At 74.4% G+C, this 19,880-nt stretch carries 20 protein-coding genes and 1 riboswitch; of the genes, 10 read left to right on the top strand and 10 right to left on the bottom strand.

Annotated features, from left to right (window positions below; all coding sequences use genetic code 11):
• Position 1: 1 nt before the first annotated feature.
• Together E4U92_RS10510 and bioB are read right to left on the bottom strand one after the other, a co-directional pair.
• The gene (locus E4U92_RS10510) at positions 2 to 1,282 is read right to left on the bottom strand and encodes an adenosylmethionine--8-amino-7-oxononanoate transaminase (RefSeq protein WP_137300038.1); all 1,281 of its coding nucleotides are present in this window, start codon (positions 1,280 to 1,282) and stop codon (positions 2 to 4) included.
• Complete coding sequence (bioB, locus tag E4U92_RS10505; protein ID WP_137300037.1) at positions 1,275 to 2,507, bottom strand: biotin synthase BioB; 1,233 nt, start codon at positions 2,505 to 2,507, stop codon at positions 1,275 to 1,277. The genes E4U92_RS10510 and bioB overlap by 8 nt, the downstream gene beginning before the upstream one ends.
• Positions 2,508 to 2,655: 148 nt before the next feature.
• On the opposite strand from bioB, the gene E4U92_RS10500 reads away from it, so the two are divergent.
• Positions 2,656 to 3,783, top strand: a complete 1,128-nt coding sequence (locus E4U92_RS10500) for an 8-amino-7-oxononanoate synthase (RefSeq protein WP_137300036.1) — start codon at positions 2,656 to 2,658, stop codon at positions 3,781 to 3,783.
• A 39-nt stretch (positions 3,784 to 3,822) separates the two neighbouring features.
• Here E4U92_RS10500 and E4U92_RS10495 read toward each other — a convergent pair whose 3' ends face one another.
• Both E4U92_RS10495 and E4U92_RS10490 read right to left on the bottom strand, forming a co-directional pair.
• Positions 3,823 to 4,047: a DUF397 domain-containing protein gene (locus E4U92_RS10495; RefSeq protein ID WP_137300035.1), complete on the bottom strand. Its 225-nt coding sequence runs from the start codon at positions 4,045 to 4,047 to the stop codon at positions 3,823 to 3,825.
• Between the two features lie 9 nt (positions 4,048 to 4,056).
• Positions 4,057 to 4,917, bottom strand: coding sequence for a helix-turn-helix domain-containing protein (locus E4U92_RS10490; RefSeq protein ID WP_137300034.1), 861 nt, complete (start codon positions 4,915 to 4,917; stop codon positions 4,057 to 4,059).
• A gap of 214 nt (positions 4,918 to 5,131) precedes the next feature.
• Between E4U92_RS10490 and E4U92_RS10485 the strand changes: the two genes are divergently transcribed.
• Positions 5,132 to 5,635 carry an ATP-binding protein gene (locus tag E4U92_RS10485; protein WP_137300033.1) on the top strand — a complete coding sequence of 168 codons (504 nt, stop codon included), beginning with the start codon at positions 5,132 to 5,134 and terminating at the stop codon, positions 5,633 to 5,635.
• Between the two features lie 304 nt (positions 5,636 to 5,939).
• Here the strand turns inward: E4U92_RS10485 and E4U92_RS10480 are convergent, their stop codons facing one another.
• From E4U92_RS10480 to E4U92_RS10470, 3 genes are all read right to left on the bottom strand, one after another.
• Entirely contained in the window at positions 5,940 to 6,413 is a 474-nt protein-coding gene (locus E4U92_RS10480) for a C40 family peptidase (protein ID WP_137300032.1), read from the bottom strand.
• 3 nt (positions 6,414 to 6,416) lie between these two features.
• Positions 6,417 to 6,557, bottom strand: a riboswitch (cyclic di-AMP (ydaO/yuaA leader).
• 387 nt (positions 6,558 to 6,944) lie between these two features.
• A complete protein-coding gene (locus E4U92_RS10475; protein ID WP_137300031.1) occupies positions 6,945 to 7,253 on the bottom strand; it encodes a hypothetical protein in 309 nt (102 codons plus the stop codon).
• A gap of 8 nt (positions 7,254 to 7,261) precedes the next feature.
• On the bottom strand, positions 7,262 to 7,897 hold the full coding sequence (locus E4U92_RS10470) for an ATP-dependent Clp protease proteolytic subunit (RefSeq protein ID WP_137300030.1): 636 nt from the start codon (positions 7,895 to 7,897) through the stop codon (positions 7,262 to 7,264).
• A gap of 72 nt (positions 7,898 to 7,969) precedes the next feature.
• On the opposite strand from E4U92_RS10470, the gene E4U92_RS10465 reads away from it, so the two are divergent.
• The 8 genes from E4U92_RS10465 (at position 7,970) to E4U92_RS10430 (ending at position 14,959) form a co-directional block, all read left to right on the top strand.
• The gene (locus E4U92_RS10465; protein WP_137300029.1) at positions 7,970 to 8,248 is read left to right on the top strand and encodes a type II toxin-antitoxin system Phd/YefM family antitoxin; all 279 of its coding nucleotides are present in this window, start codon (positions 7,970 to 7,972) and stop codon (positions 8,246 to 8,248) included.
• Between the two features lie 255 nt (positions 8,249 to 8,503).
• Entirely contained in the window at positions 8,504 to 8,806 is a 303-nt protein-coding gene (locus E4U92_RS10460) for an urease subunit gamma (RefSeq protein ID WP_137300028.1), read from the top strand.
• A 10-nt stretch (positions 8,807 to 8,816) separates the two neighbouring features.
• Positions 8,817 to 9,128, top strand: a complete 312-nt coding sequence (locus tag E4U92_RS10455) for an urease subunit beta (RefSeq protein WP_137300027.1) — start codon at positions 8,817 to 8,819, stop codon at positions 9,126 to 9,128.
• The gene (locus tag E4U92_RS10450) at positions 9,121 to 10,842 is read left to right on the top strand and encodes an urease subunit alpha (RefSeq protein ID WP_137300026.1); all 1,722 of its coding nucleotides are present in this window, start codon (positions 9,121 to 9,123) and stop codon (positions 10,840 to 10,842) included. The genes E4U92_RS10455 and E4U92_RS10450 overlap by 8 nt, the downstream gene beginning before the upstream one ends.
• 47 nt (positions 10,843 to 10,889) lie before the next feature.
• Positions 10,890 to 11,564, top strand: coding sequence for an urease accessory protein UreF (locus tag E4U92_RS10445; RefSeq protein ID WP_137300025.1), 675 nt, complete (start codon positions 10,890 to 10,892; stop codon positions 11,562 to 11,564).
• Between the two features lie 152 nt (positions 11,565 to 11,716).
• Positions 11,717 to 12,397 carry an urease accessory protein UreG gene (gene ureG, locus E4U92_RS10440; RefSeq protein ID WP_137300024.1) on the top strand — a complete coding sequence of 227 codons (681 nt, stop codon included), beginning with the start codon at positions 11,717 to 11,719 and terminating at the stop codon, positions 12,395 to 12,397.
• A gap of 104 nt (positions 12,398 to 12,501) precedes the next feature.
• Positions 12,502 to 13,224: an urease accessory protein UreD gene (locus E4U92_RS10435; RefSeq protein ID WP_229862476.1), complete on the top strand. Its 723-nt coding sequence runs from the start codon at positions 12,502 to 12,504 to the stop codon at positions 13,222 to 13,224.
• A 139-nt stretch (positions 13,225 to 13,363) separates the two neighbouring features.
• Positions 13,364 to 14,959, top strand: a complete 1,596-nt coding sequence (locus E4U92_RS10430) for an alpha/beta hydrolase (RefSeq protein ID WP_137300022.1) — start codon at positions 13,364 to 13,366, stop codon at positions 14,957 to 14,959.
• Between the two features lie 94 nt (positions 14,960 to 15,053).
• On the opposite strand, the gene E4U92_RS10425 is transcribed toward E4U92_RS10430, so the two are convergent.
• From E4U92_RS10425 to E4U92_RS10415, 3 genes are all read right to left on the bottom strand, one after another.
• Positions 15,054 to 15,779, bottom strand: coding sequence for a lysophospholipid acyltransferase family protein (locus E4U92_RS10425; protein ID WP_137300021.1), 726 nt, complete (start codon positions 15,777 to 15,779; stop codon positions 15,054 to 15,056).
• Positions 15,780 to 15,935: 156 nt separating this feature from the next.
• Positions 15,936 to 17,177 (bottom strand): PP2C family protein-serine/threonine phosphatase, encoded by a 1,242-nt coding sequence (locus E4U92_RS10420; RefSeq protein WP_137300020.1) that lies wholly within the window; start codon positions 17,175 to 17,177, stop codon positions 15,936 to 15,938.
• A gap of 100 nt (positions 17,178 to 17,277) precedes the next feature.
• Entirely contained in the window at positions 17,278 to 19,824 is a 2,547-nt protein-coding gene (locus E4U92_RS10415; RefSeq protein ID WP_137300019.1) for a SpoIIE family protein phosphatase, read from the bottom strand.
• Positions 19,825 to 19,880 lie beyond the last annotated feature (56 nt).

Here is a 19,880-nt window from a genome sequence, read left to right as displayed (position 1 = left end):
TTCATCCCTCCCGCGCCGCGGCGCACACCGCGCGCGCGATCCGTGCCACGTCCTCGTCCCCGGTGACGTACGGCGGCATCGTGTAGACCAGGTCGCGGAACGGCCGCAGCCACACGCCCTCGGCCACGGCGGCCCGGGTGGCCGCCGCCATGTCGACCGGGTGGTCGAGCTGGACCACCCCGATCGCGCCCAGGACGCGCACGTCCCGCACCCCGGGTAGCTCCGCGGCCGGCGCCAGCCCCTCGACCAGCCCGGCTTCGATCCGCTTCACCTCGGCCCGCCAGTCCTGGCCGAGCAGCAGCCCGATCGAGGCGCAGGCCACGGAGGCCGCCAGCGGGTTGCCCATGAACGTCGGCCCGTGCGCCAGCACCGGCACCTCACCGCGGGAGATCCCGTCGGCCACGCGCGCGGTGCACAGCGCGGCCGCCATCGTCAGGTAGCCGCCGGTCAGCGCCTTGCCCACGCACATCACGTCCGGGGTCACCGCCGCGTGGTCCGCCGCGAACAGCGCACCGGTGCGGCCGAAGCCGGTGGCGATCTCGTCGAACACCAGCAGCACGTCGTGCGCGTCGCACGCCTCGCGCAGCACCCGCAGGTACGCGGGGGAGTGGAAGCGCATCCCGCCCGCGCCCTGCACCACCGGCTCGACGATCACCGCGGCCAGTTCGTCGGCGTGCCGCTCGACCATCGACCGCAGGTGGTCCGCGTACGACTCCTCGTACGCGGCCGGGGGCGGGTCCGCGAAGAGCTGGCGCGGCAGCACCCCGGCCCACAGCTCGTGCATCCCGCCCTCGGGGTCGCACACCGACATGGGCTGCCAGGTGTCCCCGTGGTAGCCGCCCCGCCAGGTCAGCAGCCGCTGCTTGCCGGGACGGCCGAGGGAACGCCAGTACTGCAGGCACATCTTGACCGCGACCTCGACCGACACCGACCCGGAGTCGGCGAGGAAGACGTGCTCCAGCCCGTCGGGGGTGATGTCGACCAGGAGCTTCGCCAGGCGGACGGCGGGCTCGTGGGTGAGCCCGCCGAACATGACGTGGCTCATCCGGCCCAGCTGGTCGCGGGCGGCCTCGTTGAGCACCGGGTGGTTGTAGCCGTGGATCGCCGACCACCAGGACGACATGCCGTCGACCAGCTCCCCGGAGCCGTCCGCCAGACGCAGCCGGACCCCGCTCGCCGACTCCACGACGAGCGGCTCCGCCCTGCCCGGCATCGGACCGTAGGGGTGCCACACGTGCCGCCGGTCGAGGTCCAGCAGCCCGGGGACGTCCAGCTCAGGCATTGGGCGCGAGGTCCGTCCCGGCGCCCCGGCGGCGGACGGCGACCAGGTCGGTGCGCGGCTCGGCGGCCGAGGGCACCGGCGCGGCCGCGGCCGTACCGCAGACACCGCCGCCCGCCTCGGCGTGCGAGCCGCAGCCGCCGCCCTCGTGGGAGCCGCAGCCCGCCTCGGCGCCGGAGCCGCACCCGGCCGCGGCGTGCGAGCCGCACCCGCCGGCGACGTCCGCCCGGTGCTGCGGCAGCGTCACCTGGTCGGCGCCCTCCACCTCGAAGCCGGCGTCGGCGATCATGTCCAGGTCCGCCTTGCCGGCCTGGCCCTCACTGGTGAGGTAGTCGCCGAGGAAGATGGAGTTCGCCAGGTTCAGCGCGAGCGGCTGCATCGTGCGCAGGTGGACCTCACGGCCGCCCGCGATGCGCACCTCCACGTCCGGGCAGACGAACCGGACCATCGCCAGGATCCGCAGGCAGCGCTGCGGGGTGAGGTTCCACTCCTTGGCCAGCGGGGTGCCCTCGAACGGGATGAGGAAGTTGACCGGCACCGAGTCCGGGTCCAGCGCGCGCAGCGAGAACACCACGTCGACCAGGTCCTCGTCGCTCTCGCCCATGCCGGCGATCAGCCCCGAGCAGGCCGACAGGCCGGCCGCGTGCGCCTTCTGCACCGTGTCCACCCGGTCGGCGTACGAGTGCGTGGTCGTGATGTCGCCGTAGGTGCTCTCGGAGGTGTTCAGGTTGTGGTTGTACGCGTCCGCGCCCGCCTCGCGCAGCCGTTCGGCCTGGCCGTCGGAGAGCAGCCCGAGACAGGCGCACACCTCGACGCCCTCGTTCTGCTCCTTGATGGCCCGGATGGTCTGCGAGACCCGGTCCACGTCCCGGTCGGTCGGGCCGCGCCCGGACGCCACCAGGCACACCCGCTTGGCACCTCCCGCCAGTCCGGCGGCCGCCGCCTGGGACGCCTCGTCGGGCTTGAGCCAGGTGTACTTGAGGATGTCGGCCTTCGAGCCGAGCCGCTGGGAGCAGTAGGAGCAGTCCTCGGGGCACAGGCCCGACTTGAGGTTGACCAGGTAGTTGAGTTTCACCCGCCGTCCGAACCAGTGGCGGCGCACCTTTCCGGCCGCGGCCACCACGTCGAGCAGGTCGTCGTCGGACGTGGCCAGTACGGCCAGCGCCTCCTCGCGGGTCGGCAGCTCGCGCCGAAGCCCCTTGTCCACCAGCGTGTTCAGCAGGTCCATAAGAGCCGATCCTGTCCTAATCACCCGCTCCGGGCCAAGGTAGGGATCGCACAACACACCCGGATCGACGTGTGGGTATCGCCACACCGTGTGTGGCCGGTCGTACCGCTAGTGTCTGTCCGCTACCTACAAAAGCACCGGAGGGGCCATGGCGTTCGGCTGGATCGACGCGCAGGCGGAGCAGCGCCGCCGCGCCGGACTCGTACGGACCCTGCGGCCGCGCCCCGCCGACTCGCCGCTGCTGGACCTGGCGGGCAACGACTACCTGGGCCTGGCCCACCACCCCGAGGTCGTCGAGGGCGCCGCGGCGGCGGCCCGCACCTGGGGCGGCGGCGCGACCGGCTCGCGCCTGGTGACCGGCACGACCGAGCTGCACACCGAGCTGGAGCGGGAACTGGCCGCGTTCTGCGGCTTCGAGGCGGCGCTGGTGTTCTCCTCCGGGTACGCGGCCAACCTGGCCGCGGTCACCGCGCTCGCCCCGCACGGTTCCCTGATCGTGTCCGACGCGGGCAACCACGCCTCGCTCATCGACGGCTGCCGGCTGGCCCGCGGGACCACCCAGGTGGTCGGGCACGCGGACCCGGAGGCGGTGGGCAAGGCCCTGGGCACGCACCGGGGCGCGGCGGTCGTCGTGTCCGACAGCGTGTTCTCCGTGGACGGCGACGCGGCGCCGCTCGACGCCCTCGCGGCGGCCTGCCGGGAGCACGGCGCCGGTCTCGTGGTGGACGACGCGCACGGGCTCGGGGTGCTGGGCGAGGGCGGCCGGGGCGCGCCGCACGCGGCCGGGCTGGCGGGCGCCGAGGACGTGGTGGCCACGGTGACGCTGTCCAAGTCCCTGGGCAGCCAGGGCGGCGCGGTGCTCGGGCCCGCGCGGGTGATCGACCACCTGGTCAACGCGGCCCGGACGTTCATCTTCGACACCGGACTCGCCCCCGCGGCGGCGGGCGCGGCCCTGGCGGCGCTGCGGCTGCTGCGCCGCGAGCCGGAGCGGGCGGCACGCGCCCGCGCGGTGGCGGGCGCCCTGCACGCCGGGCTGACGGCCGCGGGCCTGGACGCGGTGCGTCCGGACGCCGCGGTCGTCTCCGTGCGGGCCCCCTCCCCGGGGCAGGCCGTCCAGTGGGCGGCGGACTGCCGTACGGCGGGCCTGGCCGTGGGGTGCTTCCGTCCTCCTTCCGTGCCCGACGGCATCTCCCGGCTCAGGCTGACCGCCCGTGCGGACCTCACGGAGGCCCAGATCGACGGCGCCGTACGGGTGATCGGCGAAACACGACCATGAGTCGGCGTGACACGGCCGTGGTCCGTCCGATGCGGGGGGTCAGCGGAACGCGGCCGTGAAGCCCGCCCAGCTCTCGGGGGAGAAGAGCAGCGCGGGCCCGGCCGGGTCCTTGGAGTCGCGCACGGCGAGCAGTCCGGCGTACGGCCCCGCGGCCAGCCGGGCTGTCTCGACGCAGTTGTTGGCTCCGGTGCTGCGGCTGCTGCGCAGCCACCGCACCCCGGTCAGGGTGGTGGAGGAAGGTACGTTCCGAGGCAGTGCGGTCATGGTGCCTCCTTACGCGCCGTCACCTGTCGCGGCGATGTATTCCAGCGATTCCTCGGGTGAAAGGGCATGGATGCGAAGGGCGTTGAAGGCCTCGGTATAGGCCTCAAGGTCTTCTTTCCGTTCGAGATGGAGGCTACTCGTCAAATGGTCGAGAACAACGACGTCCAGATCTGAAGTGTTCGAAAAGGAGAAGATGACGAAAGGCCCCGTGACACCGATGTGCGCCCCGGCCGCGAACGGCAGCACCTGCAGCCGCACTTGGGGCAGTCGCCCGGCCTCCACGAGCCGTCGGAGCTGACGCGCCATCACCTCCGGGCCGCCCACCTCCCGGCGCAGCACCGCCTCGTCCAGGACCGCGCTCAGCACCAGCGGCGGATCCGCGCGCAGCACGTCCTGCCGGGCCAGCCGCACCTCCACCAGCGTGTCCAGCCGGTCCTCGTCCACCCCCTCCACGGCCGCCCGGGTCACCGCACGGGCGTACTCGGCCGTCTGCAGCAGCCCCGGGACCACGGTCGTCTCCAGCGTCCGCATCGCGGTGGCCTGCGACTCCAGGCTGATGAAGTCGCGGTAGGCCGGCGGCAGCACCCCCCGGTAGGCGTGCCACCAGTGGTCCCGCCCGGCGCCGTCGTCGGAGCCCGCCAACAGCAGCATCATCTCGCGCAGTTGGGGGTCGTCCACGCCGTAGGCGTCGAGGAGTAACCGCACGTCGGCCGGTTTCGCGCCGCTCGTGCCCGTCTCGATCCTGCTCACCTTGGACTGGTGCCAGCCGACCAGCCGGGCCGCCTCACCGCTGGTGAGCCCCGTGCGGGCGCGCAACGCCCGCAGTTCCGCGCCCAGTTTCCGGCGGCGCACCGCGGGACCGTGCTGCATGGAGCCGCTCCTTACTCCTGCCGAGCCGCCCGAAAACGCTCTGCCGTGGCAGAGTTCACCGCTTCGAGCGACAGATATATGCATATCTTGGTGGATCGCCGTCCGGGACCCGCGCGGCAATGGCAGTCTGGCGACGAAGCACCAGTCCGGGACCGTACTCGAACCTTCCGCCCCGTGTCGGGCCGCGGTCCCGTGAGAAAGGGACGACGTCGCCATGGCAGACCAGCTGGAAGCATCCGTCACTCTGCCGAGCGATCCCGCCTCGGTCTCCACCGCGCGCGCCTTCGCGAGCGGCGTCCTGGCGGAGTGGGGCCTGCCGACGGACGCGGACCTGGTCGACACCGTCCGTCTCATCGTTTCCGAACTGGCCACCAACGCGGTGCAGCACACCCTCGGCCAGTCACCCACCTTCACCCTGGACCTGGCCCTGCGCCACGACGAGCGGCTGAGCGTCGGCGTCACCGACAGCCATCCGCGGTTCCCCAGACGACTGCCGGCCGCCGTCCAGCAGGACAACGGCCGTGGCATGGTGATCATTCGCTGGCTGACCGCCGAGTACGGCGGGCGGCTGCGGGTGCGGCCCACCCGGGAGGGCGGCAAGACGGTCGCCATCGAGCTGCCCTGGACGCTCCCGGCGGAGCCGGTGCCGACGGCGGGGCAGCAGGAGGCGTGGCCGCCGGTGGGCGGCGGGGGCGGACTCCGGCGTCAGGAACCCTGAGGGGGCGCGGCGGGGGCGAGTGGGAGCCGGGGTGCGGACAGGGCCTCGGGGCCCCGGAGCGGCCCTGCCCGAGGGCGCGGACAGGGCCCCGGGCGTCCGGAGGGGCCCTCCCGGCGCGGACGGGCCCGTACGGGCCTGCGGGGCGTGCGCGGCGCCACGCGCGGCCCCTGGGCGCTGCAGGACCCCCCGGGACTCCCTGGGCCCCGAGGGACGCCCCCTGCGCCGCCCCTGAGGTCCAGGAGGTCCGGGAAGGTTCCGGAGCGGCCGGCGGCGTGTCAGGGGCGCCGCGGCCGCTCCGGGAGCGTCACTTCACCCGGCCGTACCAGACGCTCTTCGTCCAGATCTTCTGCAGCCGGACGACGTCCCCGGTCTTCGGGGCGTGCCATATCTTGCCTTTACCCGCGTAGATGCCCACGTGGTAGACGCTCGACCCCGAGTGGAAGAACACCAGGTCACCGGCCTTGCGGCTCTTCGACGAGATGTGCTTGGTCTTGTTGTACTGCTGGGCCGCCGTGCGGGGCAGCTTCTTGCCCGCCTTCTTGAACGAGTACAGCGTCAGTCCGGAGCAGTCGAACCGGCGCGGCCCGGTGGCGCCGTACCGGTAGGGCGAGCCCTTCTTGGACGCCGCGACCTGCAATGCCTTCGTCGCCGGTGTCGCGGCCGCGGCGTCGGTGGCGACGCCCGGGACCACGATCGAGCCGCCGACGGCGGCGATGGCGAAGGCCGAGGCCGTACCGGCCCTGGCCATGAGCGACGGGACACGATTGAGCGCAGTCATGCGCAACCCTTCGTCAGCCGCCTGTGAAGGATGACCTGTCGGATTCGGGCTGGCGAAGTTGCCCGGCCGCTGACGCGGCTTCACCCCAAGGGCTGCTCGGTCCGGTGCCTCCGTGCGGAGACCTCGGTCCGGCGACCCGTCGTGCTTGGGTCCTCCACTCCTGCCGATCCACTCCTGTCGACCGGTCACCCGGGCGGCGGCAGGACTCGGCGTCCGCCCGGATCGCCCCGCCGCTTCGGCGGGGTCTTGTCGTCAGACAGGGATCTTGGCTCACACATGTCCGAAAATCCCAACGGAACCTGGGATTTGTGTTGTTACTCACCACTCACCCGTTCGAGTGGCCGGGCTGATGTCCGGTCAGCCGTCCACCCCCGGAAATGCCCCCGGACCAGGCAGGGAACACCCGATTCCACGTCCTGTCCACGCCGGATGCGCAACCCGAACCCGCCAGTAACGGCAGTCGCGTCTACATCGAACGGCGGTACCCCGTTTGGTCCGTCCGGGGCCCGCCGCGCGCCGCGCCGGCGTGGCTCAACTCTCGGCGGGCGGCGGGACGGTGACCCGTGCCGTGCGGCGCTCGCCGTCCAGCACGCGCAGGGCCCGCGCGAGCGTCGGCGCGTGCAGTTCGCTCTCGCCCCGCTGGTGCATCAGGACCAGCGCGTCCCGCAGCGCGGTCGCCCGGCCGACCAGGGCCTGGGCGGCGCGCAGTCCGCGGTAGGTGTCCCCGTCGTGGGCGGGGTTGATCCGGCCGAGGAGGTCGACCACCTCCAGGTAACGGTCGATCAGCTCGGCCTCGGCGCGCGTCAGCGCGGGCAGCGGCGGCAGCTCGGGAGGCAGCATCGGCCGCCTCACTTCCCGGCGAGCGGGGGCCGGCCGGCCCGGCGGGCGGGGACGATCCCGTCCGCGAGGCCGTACTCCACCGCCGCCCGGGCGTCCAGGAACCGGTGCCGCTCCAGGTCCTCGCCCACCTGTTCGCGTGGGCGGCCGGTGTGCCGGGCGAGCATCTCCTCCAGGCGGGCCCGCGTCCTGGACAGCTCCTCGGCCTGGACGGCGAGATCACTGGCCTGTCCTTCCACCGGCTCGGGCAGTGCCGGCTGGTGCAGCACCACGCGGGCCCCCGGCAGCACGAGCCGCCTGCCCGGCGTGCCCGCCGCGAGCAGTACCGCCGCGACCGTGCCGGCCTGGCCCAGGCAGATGGTCTCCACGTCGCAGCCGACGTAGTCCATCGTGTCGTGGACGGCCGCCATTGCGGTGAAGGAGCCGCCGGGGGAGTTGATGTACAGCGAGATCTCCCGGTCGGGGTCCTGGTGCTCGAGGTGCAGGAGCTGGGCCATCACGTCGTTGGCGGACGTGTCGTCCACCGGGGTGCCGAGGAACACGATCCGCTCCTCCAGCAGCTTGGAGTACGGGTCCGTCGACCGGTGACCGGAGCTCGTGCGCTCGGTGAACTCCGGCAGGACATGACGGGCGGTCGGTCGGGTCATGGCTCACGCCTCCCTGGGCAGGACTGCCGCTGTAAAAAATGTACAGGACGTACATGACGTAATGTGGGGAGCATGGCCTACGAGATTCCGGTGACGCAAGCCAGGGCTGAACTCGCCGAGCTGATCAACCGCGTGGTCTACGGCGGTGAGCGCGTCGTCGTGACGCGGCACGGCAAGCCCCTCGTCGCCCTGGTCTCCGCCGCTGACCTGGAGCGACTCGACGCCCTCGACGCCCCGGACGACGAGCGGGTGATCAGCGCCGTCTCCCGCGTCCACGAGGCCGCGTCCGCTCCCCGCGAACGCGGCCGCTTCGGCATCGCGGCGGAACACCGGGGCCCGGAGCCCCGCTAGCCCCGGCGAGCGCCCGCACGTCGGCGCCGGACGCCGCGGCGGTCCCGGCCGCGGTCCCGGGCCCCGTTCCCGACGGCGTCCTGGAGCGCGGGCCGCGGGCGCCGGTGAGCGGGTGCGGCCCGCGCGCCGGCGCCGCCGGTTAACGCGCCGGAAACGCGTCCCAACTAGCCTGCCCCTCCACGTCACCAGGGCGTTTTCCCGGTGACCGCGGCAGGCGGGCCCCGCACGGCCCGCCGCGAGGAGGTGAGGTGGGACGTGCAACTGACCCCGCACGAGCAGGAGAGGCTGCTCATCCACGTGGCGGCCGACGTCGCCGAGAAGCGCCGGGCCCGGGGACTCAGGCTGAACCACCCGGAGGCCGTGGCCCTCATCACCTCGCACCTCCTCGAGGGCGCCCGTGACGGGCGCAGCGTCGCGGAGCTGATGGCCTCGGGGCGCACGCTGCTCAGCCGGGACGACGTCATGGAGGGCGTGCCCGAGATGATCCCCGACGTGCAGGTCGAGGCGACCTTCCCGGACGGCACCAAGCTCGTCACCGTCCACGACCCGATCGTCTGAGGGGGCACCCGTGATTCCCGGCGAAGTCCTGTTCGGGGACGGCCCGATCGTGTACAACGCGGGCCGTGAGGTCACCCGGCTGACCGTCCTCAACGCCGCCGACCGCCCCGTGCAGGTCGGCTCCCACTACCACTTCGCGGAGGCCAACCCGGGCCTGGAGTTCGACCGCGCCGCCGCCCGCGGCAAGCGGCTGAACGTCGCCGCGGGCACCTCCGTGCGCTTCGAGCCGGGCCTGCCCGTCGACGTCGAACTCGTCCCCCTCGCCGGTGCCCGCGTCGTGCCCGGACTGCGCGGGGAGACCGGAGGTGCCCTCGATGCCTGAGATCTCCCGCGCCGCCTACGCCGACCTGTTCGGGCCGACCACCGGCGACCGGATCCGCCTCGCCGACACCGACCTGCTCGTGGAGATCGAGGAGGACCGCTCGGGCGGCCCCGGGCTCGCCGGGGACGAGGCCGTGTTCGGCGGCGGCAAGGTCATCCGCGAGTCCATGGGCCAGTCGCGCGCCACGCGCGCCGAGGGCACTCCCGACACCGTCGTCACCGGCGCGGTGATCGTCGACCACTGGGGCATCGTCAAGGCCGACGTCGGCATACGCGACGGCCGCATCACCGGCATCGGCAAGGCGGGCAACCCCGACACCATGGACGGGGTCCACCCGGACCTGGTGATCGGCCCCGAGACGGAGATCGTCGCGGGCAACGGGCGGATCCTGACGGCGGGCGCGATCGACGCGCACGTGCACTTCATCTGCCCCCAGATCGCCGACGAAGCGCTGGCGGCCGGCATCACCACCCTGGTGGGCGGCGGCACCGGGCCCGCCGAGGGCTCCAAGGCCACCACCGTGACCCCGGGGCCGTGGCACCTGGCCCGCATGCTGGAGGCGATGGAGCAGTACCCGCTCAACATCGGCTTCCTCGGCAAGGGCAACACCGTCTCGCACGAGGCCATGCTGTCCCAGGTCCGGGGCGGTGCCCTCGGGCTGAAGCTGCACGAGGACTGGGGCTCGACCCCCGCCGTCATCGACGCCGCGCTGACCGTCGCCGACCGCACCGGCATCCAGGTCGCGATCCACACCGACACCCTCAACGAGGCCGGTTTCGTGGGCGACACGCTCGCCGCGATCGCCGGGCGCGGCATCCACGCGTACCACACCGAGGGCGCGGGCGGCGGGCACGCACCCGACATCATGACCGTCGTCTCCGAGCCGAACGTGCTGCCCAGTTCGACGAACCCGACGCGGCCGTTCACCGTCAACACCGCCGAGGAACACCTCGACATGCTGATGGTGTGCCACCACCTCAACCCGGCGGTGCCCGAGGACCTGGCCTTCGCCGAGTCCCGGATCCGGCCGTCCACGATCGGCGCCGAGGACGTCCTGCACGACCTGGGCGCCATCTCGATCGTCTCCTCCGACTCCCAGGCCATGGGCCGGGTCGGCGAGGTCGTCTTGCGGACCTGGCAGACCGCGCACGTGATGAAGCGGCGCCGGGGCGCCCTGCCGGGCGACGGGCGCGCGGACAACCACCGCGTACGGCGCTACGTCGCCAAGTACACGATCAACCCGGCGCTCGCCCAGGGCCTCGCGCGGGAGATCGGCTCGGTGGAGACCGGCAAGCTCGCCGACCTCGTGCTGTGGGAACCGGCGTTCTTCGGCGTCAAGCCCCACCTCGTCCTCAAGGGCGGCCAGATCGCGTACGCGCAGATGGGCGACGCCAACGCCTCCATCCCGACCCCGCAGCCGGTGCTGCCCCGCCCGATGTACGGGGCGATCGGCCGGGCCCCGGCGGCCAATTCGTTCAACTTCGTGGCCCCGCTGGCGATCGAGGACGGGCTGCCGGAGCGGCTCGGGCTCGGGAAGCGGTTCGTGGCCATCGAGTCGACCCGCGGGGTGACCAAGGCCGACCTGCGCGAGAACGACGCCCGGCCCCGGGTCGAGGTGGACCCCGACAGCTTCGCGGTGCGCATCGACGGCGACCTCGTGGAGGTCACCCCGGCCGCCGAGCTGCCGATGGCCCAGCGGTACTTCCTCTTCTGAGCAGCCGGCAGTCAACGGATCGTACGAGTGGGCGGGAGCGAACGAGCATGACCAAGGCGGCACTTCTGGTCCTCGCCGACGGCCGGTTCCCCGCCGGAGGGCACGCGCACTCCGGCGGTGCCGAGGCGGCCGTCCGGGCGGGACGCATCACCGGGTCCGCGGACCTCGAGGACTTCTGCCGGGGACGGCTGCACACCGCGGGGCTGGTGGCGGCGGCGCTCGCCGCGGCGGCCGCGCTCGGCGCGGACCCCGTGGCGCTCGACGAGGCCGCCGACGCGCGGACCCCGTCACCGGCCCTGCGCGGCACCGCCCGCAGGCTGGGGCGCCAACTGCTGCGCGCCGCCCGGTCCGCCTGGCCCGACGCCGGACTCGACGCGCTGGCGCGGACGTTCCCCAAGGGCGCCCACCAGCCGGTGGTGCTCGGCGTGACCGCCCGGGCGGCGGGCCTGGACGCGCGGGACGCCGCGTACTGCGCGGCCTACGAGAGCGTCAGCGGCCCCGCGACGGCCGTGGTGAGGCTGCTCAGCCTGGACCCGTTCGACGCGACCGGCGTCCTCGCGCGGACGGCCGGCGAGGTGGACCGGGTGACCGACCGGGCGGTGGCCGCGGCCCGCACCGCCCTGACCGAGGGAGTGGAGGCGCTCCCGGCGGCCTCCGCGCCCCTGCTGGAGATCGGCGCGGAGGCGCACGCCGCCCGGCCGACACGGCTGTTCGCCTCCTGACCGTCCCTCCCCGCCGTTCCCCCCCGCGAGCCCGCGGGCGGCCCACCGCCCCGCCGTCGCGCCGTCCCGCGCAGGCCCGCGGAACCACCGCCCCGACCGGTGCGCCCTCGAAGCCCACCCCCCAGAAGGCCCCAGAGAACCCGGGAGTTCCCATGCACCTCGACCATTCCGACCCCCACGCCCCGGCGGCGGTCGGCGCCGACGCCCGCCGTCCCGACGGGCGTCGCCGCGCCCTGCGCATCGGGCTCGGCGGACCCGTGGGCTCCGGGAAGACCGCCACCGTCGCCGCCCTCTGCCGGGAGCTGCGCGACGAGTTCGCGCTCGCCGTCGTCACCAACGACATCTACACCCGCGAGGACGCCGAGTTCCTGCTGCGGGAGGCCGTGCTGCCGCCGGAGCGGATCGCCGCCGTGGAGACCGGGGCCTGTCCGCACACCGCGATCCGCGACGACATCTCCGCCAACCTGGAGGCCGTCGAGGACCTGGAGGACGCCGTCGGGCCCCTGGACCTGGTGCTGGTGGAGTCCGGCGGCGACAACCTCACCGCCACCTTCTCCAAGGGGCTGGTGGACGCGCAGGTCTTCGTCATCGACGTGGCGGGCGGCGACGACATCCCGCGCAAGGGCGGCCCGGGCGTGACCACGGCCGACCTGCTGGTCGTCAACAAGACCGACCTCGCCCCCTACGTCGGCTCCGACCTCGCCCGCATGGCAGCCGACGCGAAGGCACAGCGTGCCGAACTGCCCGTCGTCCTCCAGTCGCTGCGCGCCGGGAGCGGCGTGCGCGACGTCGCCGCGTGGGTACGGGGCCGGCTGGCCGCGTGGACCGCGTGACCGGGCCCGCGTCCGCCGCGCCCCGCACGCTCCCCCCGGCGCCCCCGGCCGGGCGCGCGGCCCCCGCCGCCACCTCCTCCGGGGTCCGCGCCACCGCCCGGCTCGTGGCCCGGACCGACGGGCGGGGCGGAACCTGCCTGCCCGTGCTGGAGAGCGACGGACCCCTCGCGCTGCGCCGCACCCGCGGGGACGCCGACGAGGCCCGGGTCGTGCTCGTCGGGGCCATGAGCGGGCCGCTCGGCGGCGACCGGTTCGCCGTCCGGGCCGACGTGGAGGAAGGCGCACGGCTGCGCCTGACCTCCGCCGCGGCCACCATCGCCCTGCCCGGCCAGGCCGGCGGCGACGCCCGCTACGACCTGCGCATCCGGGTCGGTGACGGGGCGCGGCTCGGCTGGCTGCCCGAGCCCCTCATCTCCGCCCGCGGCAGCGACCTGCGCGTCACCACCCGCGTCGACGTCGCTCCCACGGCCACCCTCGTGCTGCGCGAGGAGCAGGTGCTGGGCCGCGTCGGCGAGGAACCCGGGCGGCTCTCCGGCCGTCTGGTCCTGCGGGTCGGCGCCCGGCTCGTCCTCGACCAGGAGGTGGCGTGCGGCCCCGGGGCGCCGGCGGGCTGGGACGGGCCCGCCGTGCTGGCGGGGCACCGCGCCCTCGGGCAACTCCTCGTCGTACGGCCTTCCTTCGCCGAGCACCCGCCCGAGGCGCGGCTGCTCGGCGAGACCGCCTCCCTGGTGCCGCTCGCCGGGCCCGCGGTGCTCGTCACCGCCCTGGCGCCGGACGGGCTGCGCCTGCGCCGGGTGCTCGACGCGGCCCTCGCCGAGCTCGGCTGACCCACCCGGCATCCGCTCTGCGGTGCACCCGTCCCGGTTATCGGATTGGCAAAGAAGGTCAACGAAACCTGTTCTCAGGTGCCCCACAGGAGCAAGGATCCCCCCTATCTGTCGACTCTAGGTAGGGGGAGAGCCTCACTTGAGGGAGATACGACCGAACAGGCGGACGACGGTGCTCGGTTCGGCCGGTGCGCTGGTCGCTGCGACCCTGATCGCCGGTGCCGTGGCGGCGCCCTCCGCGGGCGCGACCAGCGGCAGCGGGCAGGACCGTGAGCAGCGCGGCGCCGCGATCGCCGCCGAGCGCGCCGCCAAGGCGGGCATCGCTTGGCAGGACTGCCCGGCGGACTGGGGCATCGAGAAGCCCATCCAGTGCGGCTACGTCAGCGTGCCGCTCGACTACGCCCGGCCCAACGGCAAGCAGATCAAGCTCGCCGTCGACCGCATCGGCAACACCGGGAGCAAGGCGGAGCGCCAGGGCGCCCTCGTCTACAACCCGGGCGGCCCCGGAGGCTCCGGCCTGCGTTTCCCGCGCCGCGTCACCACCAAGGCCCCCGTGTGGGCCAACGTGGCCAAGGCCTACGACTTCGTGGGCTTCGACCCGCGCGGCGTCGGCCACTCCGCGCCCATCTCGTGCGTGGACCCGCAGGAGTTCGTCAAGGCGCCCAAGGCCGACCCGGTGCCCGACTCCGAGGCGGACAAGCTCGCCCAGATCAAGCTGGCCCGCGAGTACGCCGACGGCTGCTACGAGCGCAGCGCCGAGATGCTGCCGTACATGACCACGACGAACACGGTGCGCGACCTCGACGTCATCCGCGCCGCGCTCGGCGAGAAGAAGCTCAACTACCTGGGCGTCTCCTACGGCACCTACATCGGTGCGGTCTACGGCACCCTGTTCCCGGGCCACGTGCGCCGCATGGTCGTGGACAGCGTGGTCAACCCCGCGCGCGAGAACATCTGGTACCAGGCCAACCTCGGCCAGGACATCGCGTTCGAGGGCCGCTGGAAGGACTGGCAGGACTGGGTCGCCGCCAACGACGCCACGTTCCACCTGGGCACCACCCGGGACGCCGTCCAGGCCAAGTGGCTGAAGCTGCGGGCCGACGCGAAGAAGAGCCCGATCGGCGGGGTCGTCGGCCCGGCCGAGCTGATCTCCTTCTTCCAGGGCGCCCCGTACTACGACTCGTCGTGGATCCCGGTGGCGACCGTCTTCAGCAAGTACTTCGCCGGGGACACCCAGGCGCTGGTCGACGCCGCCGCCCCGGACCTGACGGACACGGCCGGCAACATCGCCTCGGAGAACAGCAACGCCGTCTACACGGCCGTCGAGTGCGTGGACGCCAAGTGGCCCACCGACTGGCGCACCTGGAACCGGGACAACACCCGGCTGCACAAGGACTACCCGTTCCTCACCTGGGCCAACGCCTGGATGAACCTCCCGTGCGCCTACTGGCCGGTCAAGCAGCAGACGCCGGTGGACGTCAAGACGCACAAGGGCCTGCCGCCCGTGCTGATCGTGCAGTCGGAGCGGGACGCGGCCACCCCGTACGAAGGTGCCGTCGAGCTGCACAAGCGGTTCAAGGGCTCCCGCCTGATCACCGAGAAGGACGCGGGCTCCCACGGCGTCACCAGCCTGGTGAACCCGTGCATCAACCCGAAGGTCGACGCCTACCTGCTGGGCGGCACGGTGGACAGCGCGGACGTGACCTGCGCCCCGCACGCCACGCCGAAGCCGTAAGCAGGCGGTAGCGCCCGGGGGACAGGCGAAGGGGCGGTCGGAAAGCCATCCGACCGCCCCTTCCCGTGCGCCCGGGGCCACGGCCCCGCCGCCGTCAACGCAGCGGGAGCCTGCGGAACCTGCGCTCCCGCGCCGCGTCGGCGGCCGCCTGTTCCGCCTTGACGTCGGCCGCGTACCGGTCGACGTACTCCTGCCCGGACAGCGACAGGATCGCGTACATGATCTCGTCGGTGACGGCGCGCAGGACCGCCTTCTCGTTCTCCATCCCGGCGTAGCGGGAGAAGTCCAGCGGCTCGCCGAAGCGGATGGCGACGGGACGCAGGCGGGGCACGACCCGGCCCGGCGGCTGCGCCTCGAACGTGCCGATCATCGCGCACGGCACGACCGGGACGCCCGCCCGCAGCGCCATCACCGCCACGCCCACCTTGCCCTTGTACAGGCGGCCGTCGTGCGAGCGGGTGCCCTCCGGGTAGATGCCGAGCAACTCGCCCTTGCCGAGGACCCCGAGGCCCTCCCGGATGGCGGCCTGCCCTGCCTCCTTGCCCGAGCGGTCCACCGGGATCTGCCCGGCGCTGCGGAAGAAGGCCGCGGTGAGCCGCCCCTTGATGCCGGGACCGGTGAAGTACTCCGCCTTGGCGAGGAAGGTGATGCGCCGCTTGAGCACCGCCGGCATGAGGAAGTGGTCGGAGAACGACAGGTGGTTGCCGGCCACGATGGCCGCCCCCGACTCCGGCACGTGCTCCAGACCCTCGATGCGCGGCCGGAACAGCAGCCTCAGCAGCGGTCCCAACACCACGTATTTCAGCAGGTAGTAGAACAACGGGGTGCTCCTCCGTCCGCCGGACCGGTCCGGCCCCCCGTGTGACCCCCCGTGTTCCAGCAGGTCAGCCGGTGGGCCGTGGGGCTGTCAGTGTAGGCGCGGCGGGGTGCGGCCGGAACCGTCGCGCGCACCGTCCGTCCGGCGGGTGACGGGCCGTCACAGCCGGACGATCACCAGGGCCGTGTCGTCCGTCGCGCCGCCGGGCGGCAGCAGCTCCAGCAGCACGGCGTCGGCCAGGAACTCGGGGTCCTCGTCGCGGTGGCGGGCCAGGGAGCCGGCGAGCCGGGTCAGACCGGTGTCGATGTCCTCGTGCCGCCGCTCCACCAGCCCGTCGGTGTACAGCGCGAGCGTGGCGCCCGCGCCGTAGCGGGTGCCCGCCTGGGGCCTCGGCGTCGGCTCGGGACGCGCGTCCAGCGGCGGGTCGGTGGCGCGGTCGAGGAACTCCACGCGGCCGTCGCGGTGGACCAGCACGGGCGGGGGGTGGCCCGCGCTGGAGTAGGTGATCCTGCGGTCGTCGAAGTCGATGAACGTGGTGACCGCGGTGGCCGACTCGGCGCCGTCCACGACGTGGGCGTAGCGCCCGAGCACGTCCAGCGCCTGGGCCGGGCCGCCGGCCACCCGGGAGGCGGCGCTGAGCGCGCTGCGGAGCTGCCCCATCACCCCGGCCGCCTCCAGGCCGTGGCCGACGACGTCGCCGACGGAGACGCCGATGCGGTTGCCGCCGACCAGGTCGACCAGGTCGTACCAGTCGCCGCACACGTTGAGCGCGCCGACCGCCGGGCGGTACCGCACGGCCACCTGGCGGTACTTGACCTGGGGCCGGGCGGGCAGCATGGCCTCCTGCAGGGCGAGGGCGACCTCGCGCTCGCGGGCGTGCGCCTGGCGGAGCCGTTCGTTGAGCTGCTGCAGCTCGCGGGCCCGGGTGTACAGCTCGGCCTCCAGGACGCGGGCGCGGCTGCCGACCCGGGAGTTGCCGCGCCGGCCCCGGGCGCGGATCAGCTCGGTGACCTCCTCGACGCGGTGCACCAGCAGCACCACCGAGCCGTCGGGGCCGAACACCGGGGTGTTGACCGGGCTCCAGTAGCGCTCCTCCCACTCGCCGGGCTGCTCCGGGTTCTCCACGTCGTAGCGCTGGAGGGCCATCGCGTCGCGCTCGCCGGTGGTCAGGGCCCGCCGCAGCGAGGCCTCCAGGTTGCGCATGCCGGTCGCGCCCGGGTCGTGCGGGTTCTCCGGGAACACGTCGAACAGGCGGCGGCCGACCACCTGCTCGCGGGGGCGGCCGGCGCCCCGCAGGAACTCGGCGTTGGCGTCGGCGATCACCAGGTCGGGGGTGAGCAGGGCCACCATGCCGGGCAGGGCCTGGAACACCGCCGCGTAGTCGATCACCGTGCCGTCCATGACCACGCCCCATCCTGCCCGGTTCGCGACATCTTCTCATCGTCGGCCGCCCGTCGCCGGACGCTCCCGGCGGAGCCGCCCGCCGCCCGGCCGGGGGCCCTCATCCGCGGCCCTCGCCGTCGTCGCCGCCCGCGCCGCCGTCCAGCGGCTGCTCGGCCCAGATGATCTTCCCCTCGGGGGTGAACCGGGTGCCCCAGCGCCGGGTGAACCGCGACACCAGCAGCAGCCCGCGGCCGCCCTCGTCCGTGGTGCGCGGGTGCCGCAGGTGGGGCGCGGTCGCCCCGCCGTCGTACACCTCGCACACCAGGGTCCGCCCCCGCAGCAGCCGTACCCGGATCGGCCCGTCCGCGTGCCGGATGGCGTTGGTGACCAGCTCGCTCACCACCAGCTCCGTGGTGAACGCCAGCTCCTCCAGCCCCCACTCCGCCAGCCGGCGGCTCGCCGCGCGGCGGGCGTCGGCCACCGCCGCGGGGTCCGCCGGCACCTCCCACTCGGCGACCCGCTCCGCGCCCAGGCGCCGGGTACGGGCCATGAGCAGCGCCACGTCGTCGTGCGGCCGGTCCGGCACCAGCGCGTCGATCAGCGCCCGGCAGCGCAGTTCCAGCGAGGCGGCCTGCCGCTCCAGGGCGCGGCGCAGCCGGTCCCGGTCCGCGTCCGGCGCGCCCTGCCCGCCCCGCGCCAGCAGCCCGTCCGTGTGCAGCGCGAGGGTGCTGCCGTCGGGCAGGCACAGCTCGACCGCCTCGAAGGGCGGCCCGCCGGTGCCCAGCGCCGGGCCCTGCGGCAGGTCGACGAAGCGGACGTCCCCGTCGGGCAGCACCACCGCCGGGGCCGGGTGCCCGGCGGCCGCCATGGCGCAGTGCCCGTCGACCGGGTCGTACACCACGTACAGGCACCCCGAGCCCACCTGCTGCGCGTCCTGCCCGGCGGGCGGGTCCGCGGCCGCGCCCTCCTCGCCGTCCGCGCGTGCCACCAGGTCGTCCAGGTGGGCGAGGACCTCGTCGGGCGGCAGGTCCAGCGCGGCCAGCGTGCGCACCGCCGTGCGCAGCCGTCCCATGGCCGCCGCCGCGTCGATGCCGTACCCGGGCACTTCGCCCACCACGAGCGCCACCCGCGCCCCCGACAGCGGGATCAGGTCGTACCAGTCGCCGCCCAGCCCGGTCAGCTCGTCGGCCGGGCGGTAGCAGGCGGCCACCTCGACGGCGTCCTGCTCGGGCAGCCGGCGGGGGAGCAGGCTGCGCTGGAGCACCAGGGCCGCGTCGCGCTCCCGGGTGTAGCGGCGGGCGTTGTCCACGCACACCGCCGCCCGGGAGACCAGGTCCTCGGCCAGGCTGAGGTCGTCCGCGTCGAACGGCTCCTGCCGGTGCCACCGGAAGAACGTCGTCACCCCGAGCGTCACGCCCCGGGCGCGCAGCGGCACCACGAGCACGCTGTGCGGGCCCGGGTCCGGGTCCGGGAGGGGGGCCGGCCCGTCGGCGGCATCCGGCCGGAGGGGGGCCGCCCCGCCGCCGACGTCCGGCCCAGGGACGGCACGGGACGCCCACTCCCCGGCCGACGGGTCGAGCCGGGTCTCGCGCCAGGGGCGCCCCGTGGCGAGCGCCCGCAGCGGCGGCGACCCGGGCAGGTACCCGGCGGGGTCGCCGACGCCGGCGACGGCCCCGGGGACGCCCTCGTCCACCGACCGGTGCCCGACCCGCCGCAGCGGCCCGGCCCGCGCGCCGCCCCGCGGATCGGGGGCGGGCTCCGCGCCCCGCAGCACCGACTCCAGCAGGTCCACCGCGACCAGGTCGGCGAAGTCCGGCACCGCCGCGTCGGCCAGCTCCTGGCCCGTGCGCACCGGGTCCAGACTGCTCCCGATGCGCTGCCCGGCCCGGTCGAGGAGCGCCAGCCGCTGCCGCGCCCGGTGCCGGTCGGTCACGTCGATCACCGTGTAGTACACGCCCATCGGCCGGCCGTGGTCGTCGTCGAGCCGGTTGAAGGACATCATGTGGGCCGTCTCGCGGTGCGGCGCGGACCGGATGCGCCCCACGTGCTCGTAGCCGAGGACGGGCTCGCCGGTCGCCAGCACCCGGCGCATGATCGCCTCGATCGGCTCCGCGCTCACCCCCGGCTGGACGTCCGCGAGGCGCATCCCGAGCCGGCTGGCCGGGGCCCCGCCGCCGAACCGGGCCAGCGCCGCGTTGGACCACACGAACCGCAGGTCCGTGTCGACGATCGCGATGCCGATGGGGGAGCCGGCGACCATCTGCTCCAGCACCCCGCGGTCCAGGTCCCAGCCGGGCGCCGCGGGCGCCCGGTCCGCGTCGTGCATCAGCAGCAGCCAGCGCGAGGGCCCCTGCCCGTCGGCCGCGGCGCTGACGCGCACCATCAGCTTCACCGGCAGGCCGTCGCGGCGCCGGGCGGTCAGCAGCCCCGCCCAGCCGCCGTCGTCGCGGCAGCGGGCCAGCAGCCCGGGCAGCCGGGCCGCGTCCTCCTCGCCCAGCAGCCGCGCCAGCCGTGTGCCGACGACCTCCGCGGCGGGGTACGCCAGCAGCCGCCGCGCGTTCCCGGTCCAGCCCGTGATCACGCCGTCCGCGTCGAGCAGCACGGGCGCGGCGTCGGCCACGCCGGTCCAGCGGCGGGCGGCGTCAGGGTTCTCGTCAGCGCCCACGACCGGCCTTTCTGTCGCTGAGCGTGGTCCACCACCTCGGTGCTCCCCCTTCACCC

Origin of the sequence: Streptomyces galbus (assembly GCF_005280195.1) — a bacterium.
In the GTDB taxonomy this organism is placed as follows: domain Bacteria; phylum Actinomycetota; class Actinomycetes; order Streptomycetales; family Streptomycetaceae; genus Streptomyces; species Streptomyces galbus.
The sequence above is the reverse complement of the archived record's forward strand: the minus strand, read 5'-3'. Positions and strand labels throughout refer to the sequence as shown.

Bases quoted from the DNA above. Each gene is read 5' to 3' on its own strand.
- E4U92_RS10495 (WP_137300035.1), bottom strand. From the start codon at position 4,047: ATGACCGCACTGCCTCGGAACGTACCTTCCTCCACCACCCTGACCGGG.
- E4U92_RS10485 (WP_137300033.1), top strand. From the start codon at position 5,132: ATGGCAGACCAGCTGGAAGCATCCGTCACTCTGCCGAGCGATCCCGCC.
- bioB (WP_137300037.1), bottom strand. From the start codon at position 2,507: ATGGACCTGCTGAACACGCTGGTGGACAAGGGGCTTCGGCGCGAGCTG.
- E4U92_RS10445 (WP_137300025.1), top strand. From the start codon at position 10,890: ATGACCAAGGCGGCACTTCTGGTCCTCGCCGACGGCCGGTTCCCCGCC.
- ureG (WP_137300024.1), top strand. From the start codon at position 11,717: ATGCACCTCGACCATTCCGACCCCCACGCCCCGGCGGCGGTCGGCGCC.
- E4U92_RS10475 (WP_137300031.1), bottom strand. From the start codon at position 7,253: ATGCTGCCTCCCGAGCTGCCGCCGCTGCCCGCGCTGACGCGCGCCGAG.
- E4U92_RS10480 (WP_137300032.1), bottom strand. From the start codon at position 6,413: ATGACTGCGCTCAATCGTGTCCCGTCGCTCATGGCCAGGGCCGGTACG.
- E4U92_RS10500 (WP_137300036.1), top strand. From the start codon at position 2,656: ATGGCGTTCGGCTGGATCGACGCGCAGGCGGAGCAGCGCCGCCGCGCC.
- E4U92_RS10470 (WP_137300030.1), bottom strand. From the start codon at position 7,897: ATGACCCGACCGACCGCCCGTCATGTCCTGCCGGAGTTCACCGAGCGC.
- E4U92_RS10465 (WP_137300029.1), top strand. From the start codon at position 7,970: ATGGCCTACGAGATTCCGGTGACGCAAGCCAGGGCTGAACTCGCCGAG.
- E4U92_RS10510 (WP_137300038.1), bottom strand. From the start codon at position 1,282: ATGCCTGAGCTGGACGTCCCCGGGCTGCTGGACCTCGACCGGCGGCAC.
- E4U92_RS10420 (WP_137300020.1), bottom strand. From the start codon at position 17,177: ATGGACGGCACGGTGATCGACTACGCGGCGGTGTTCCAGGCCCTGCCC.
- E4U92_RS10490 (WP_137300034.1), bottom strand. From the start codon at position 4,917: ATGCAGCACGGTCCCGCGGTGCGCCGCCGGAAACTGGGCGCGGAACTG.
- E4U92_RS10450 (WP_137300026.1), top strand. From the start codon at position 9,121: ATGCCTGAGATCTCCCGCGCCGCCTACGCCGACCTGTTCGGGCCGACC.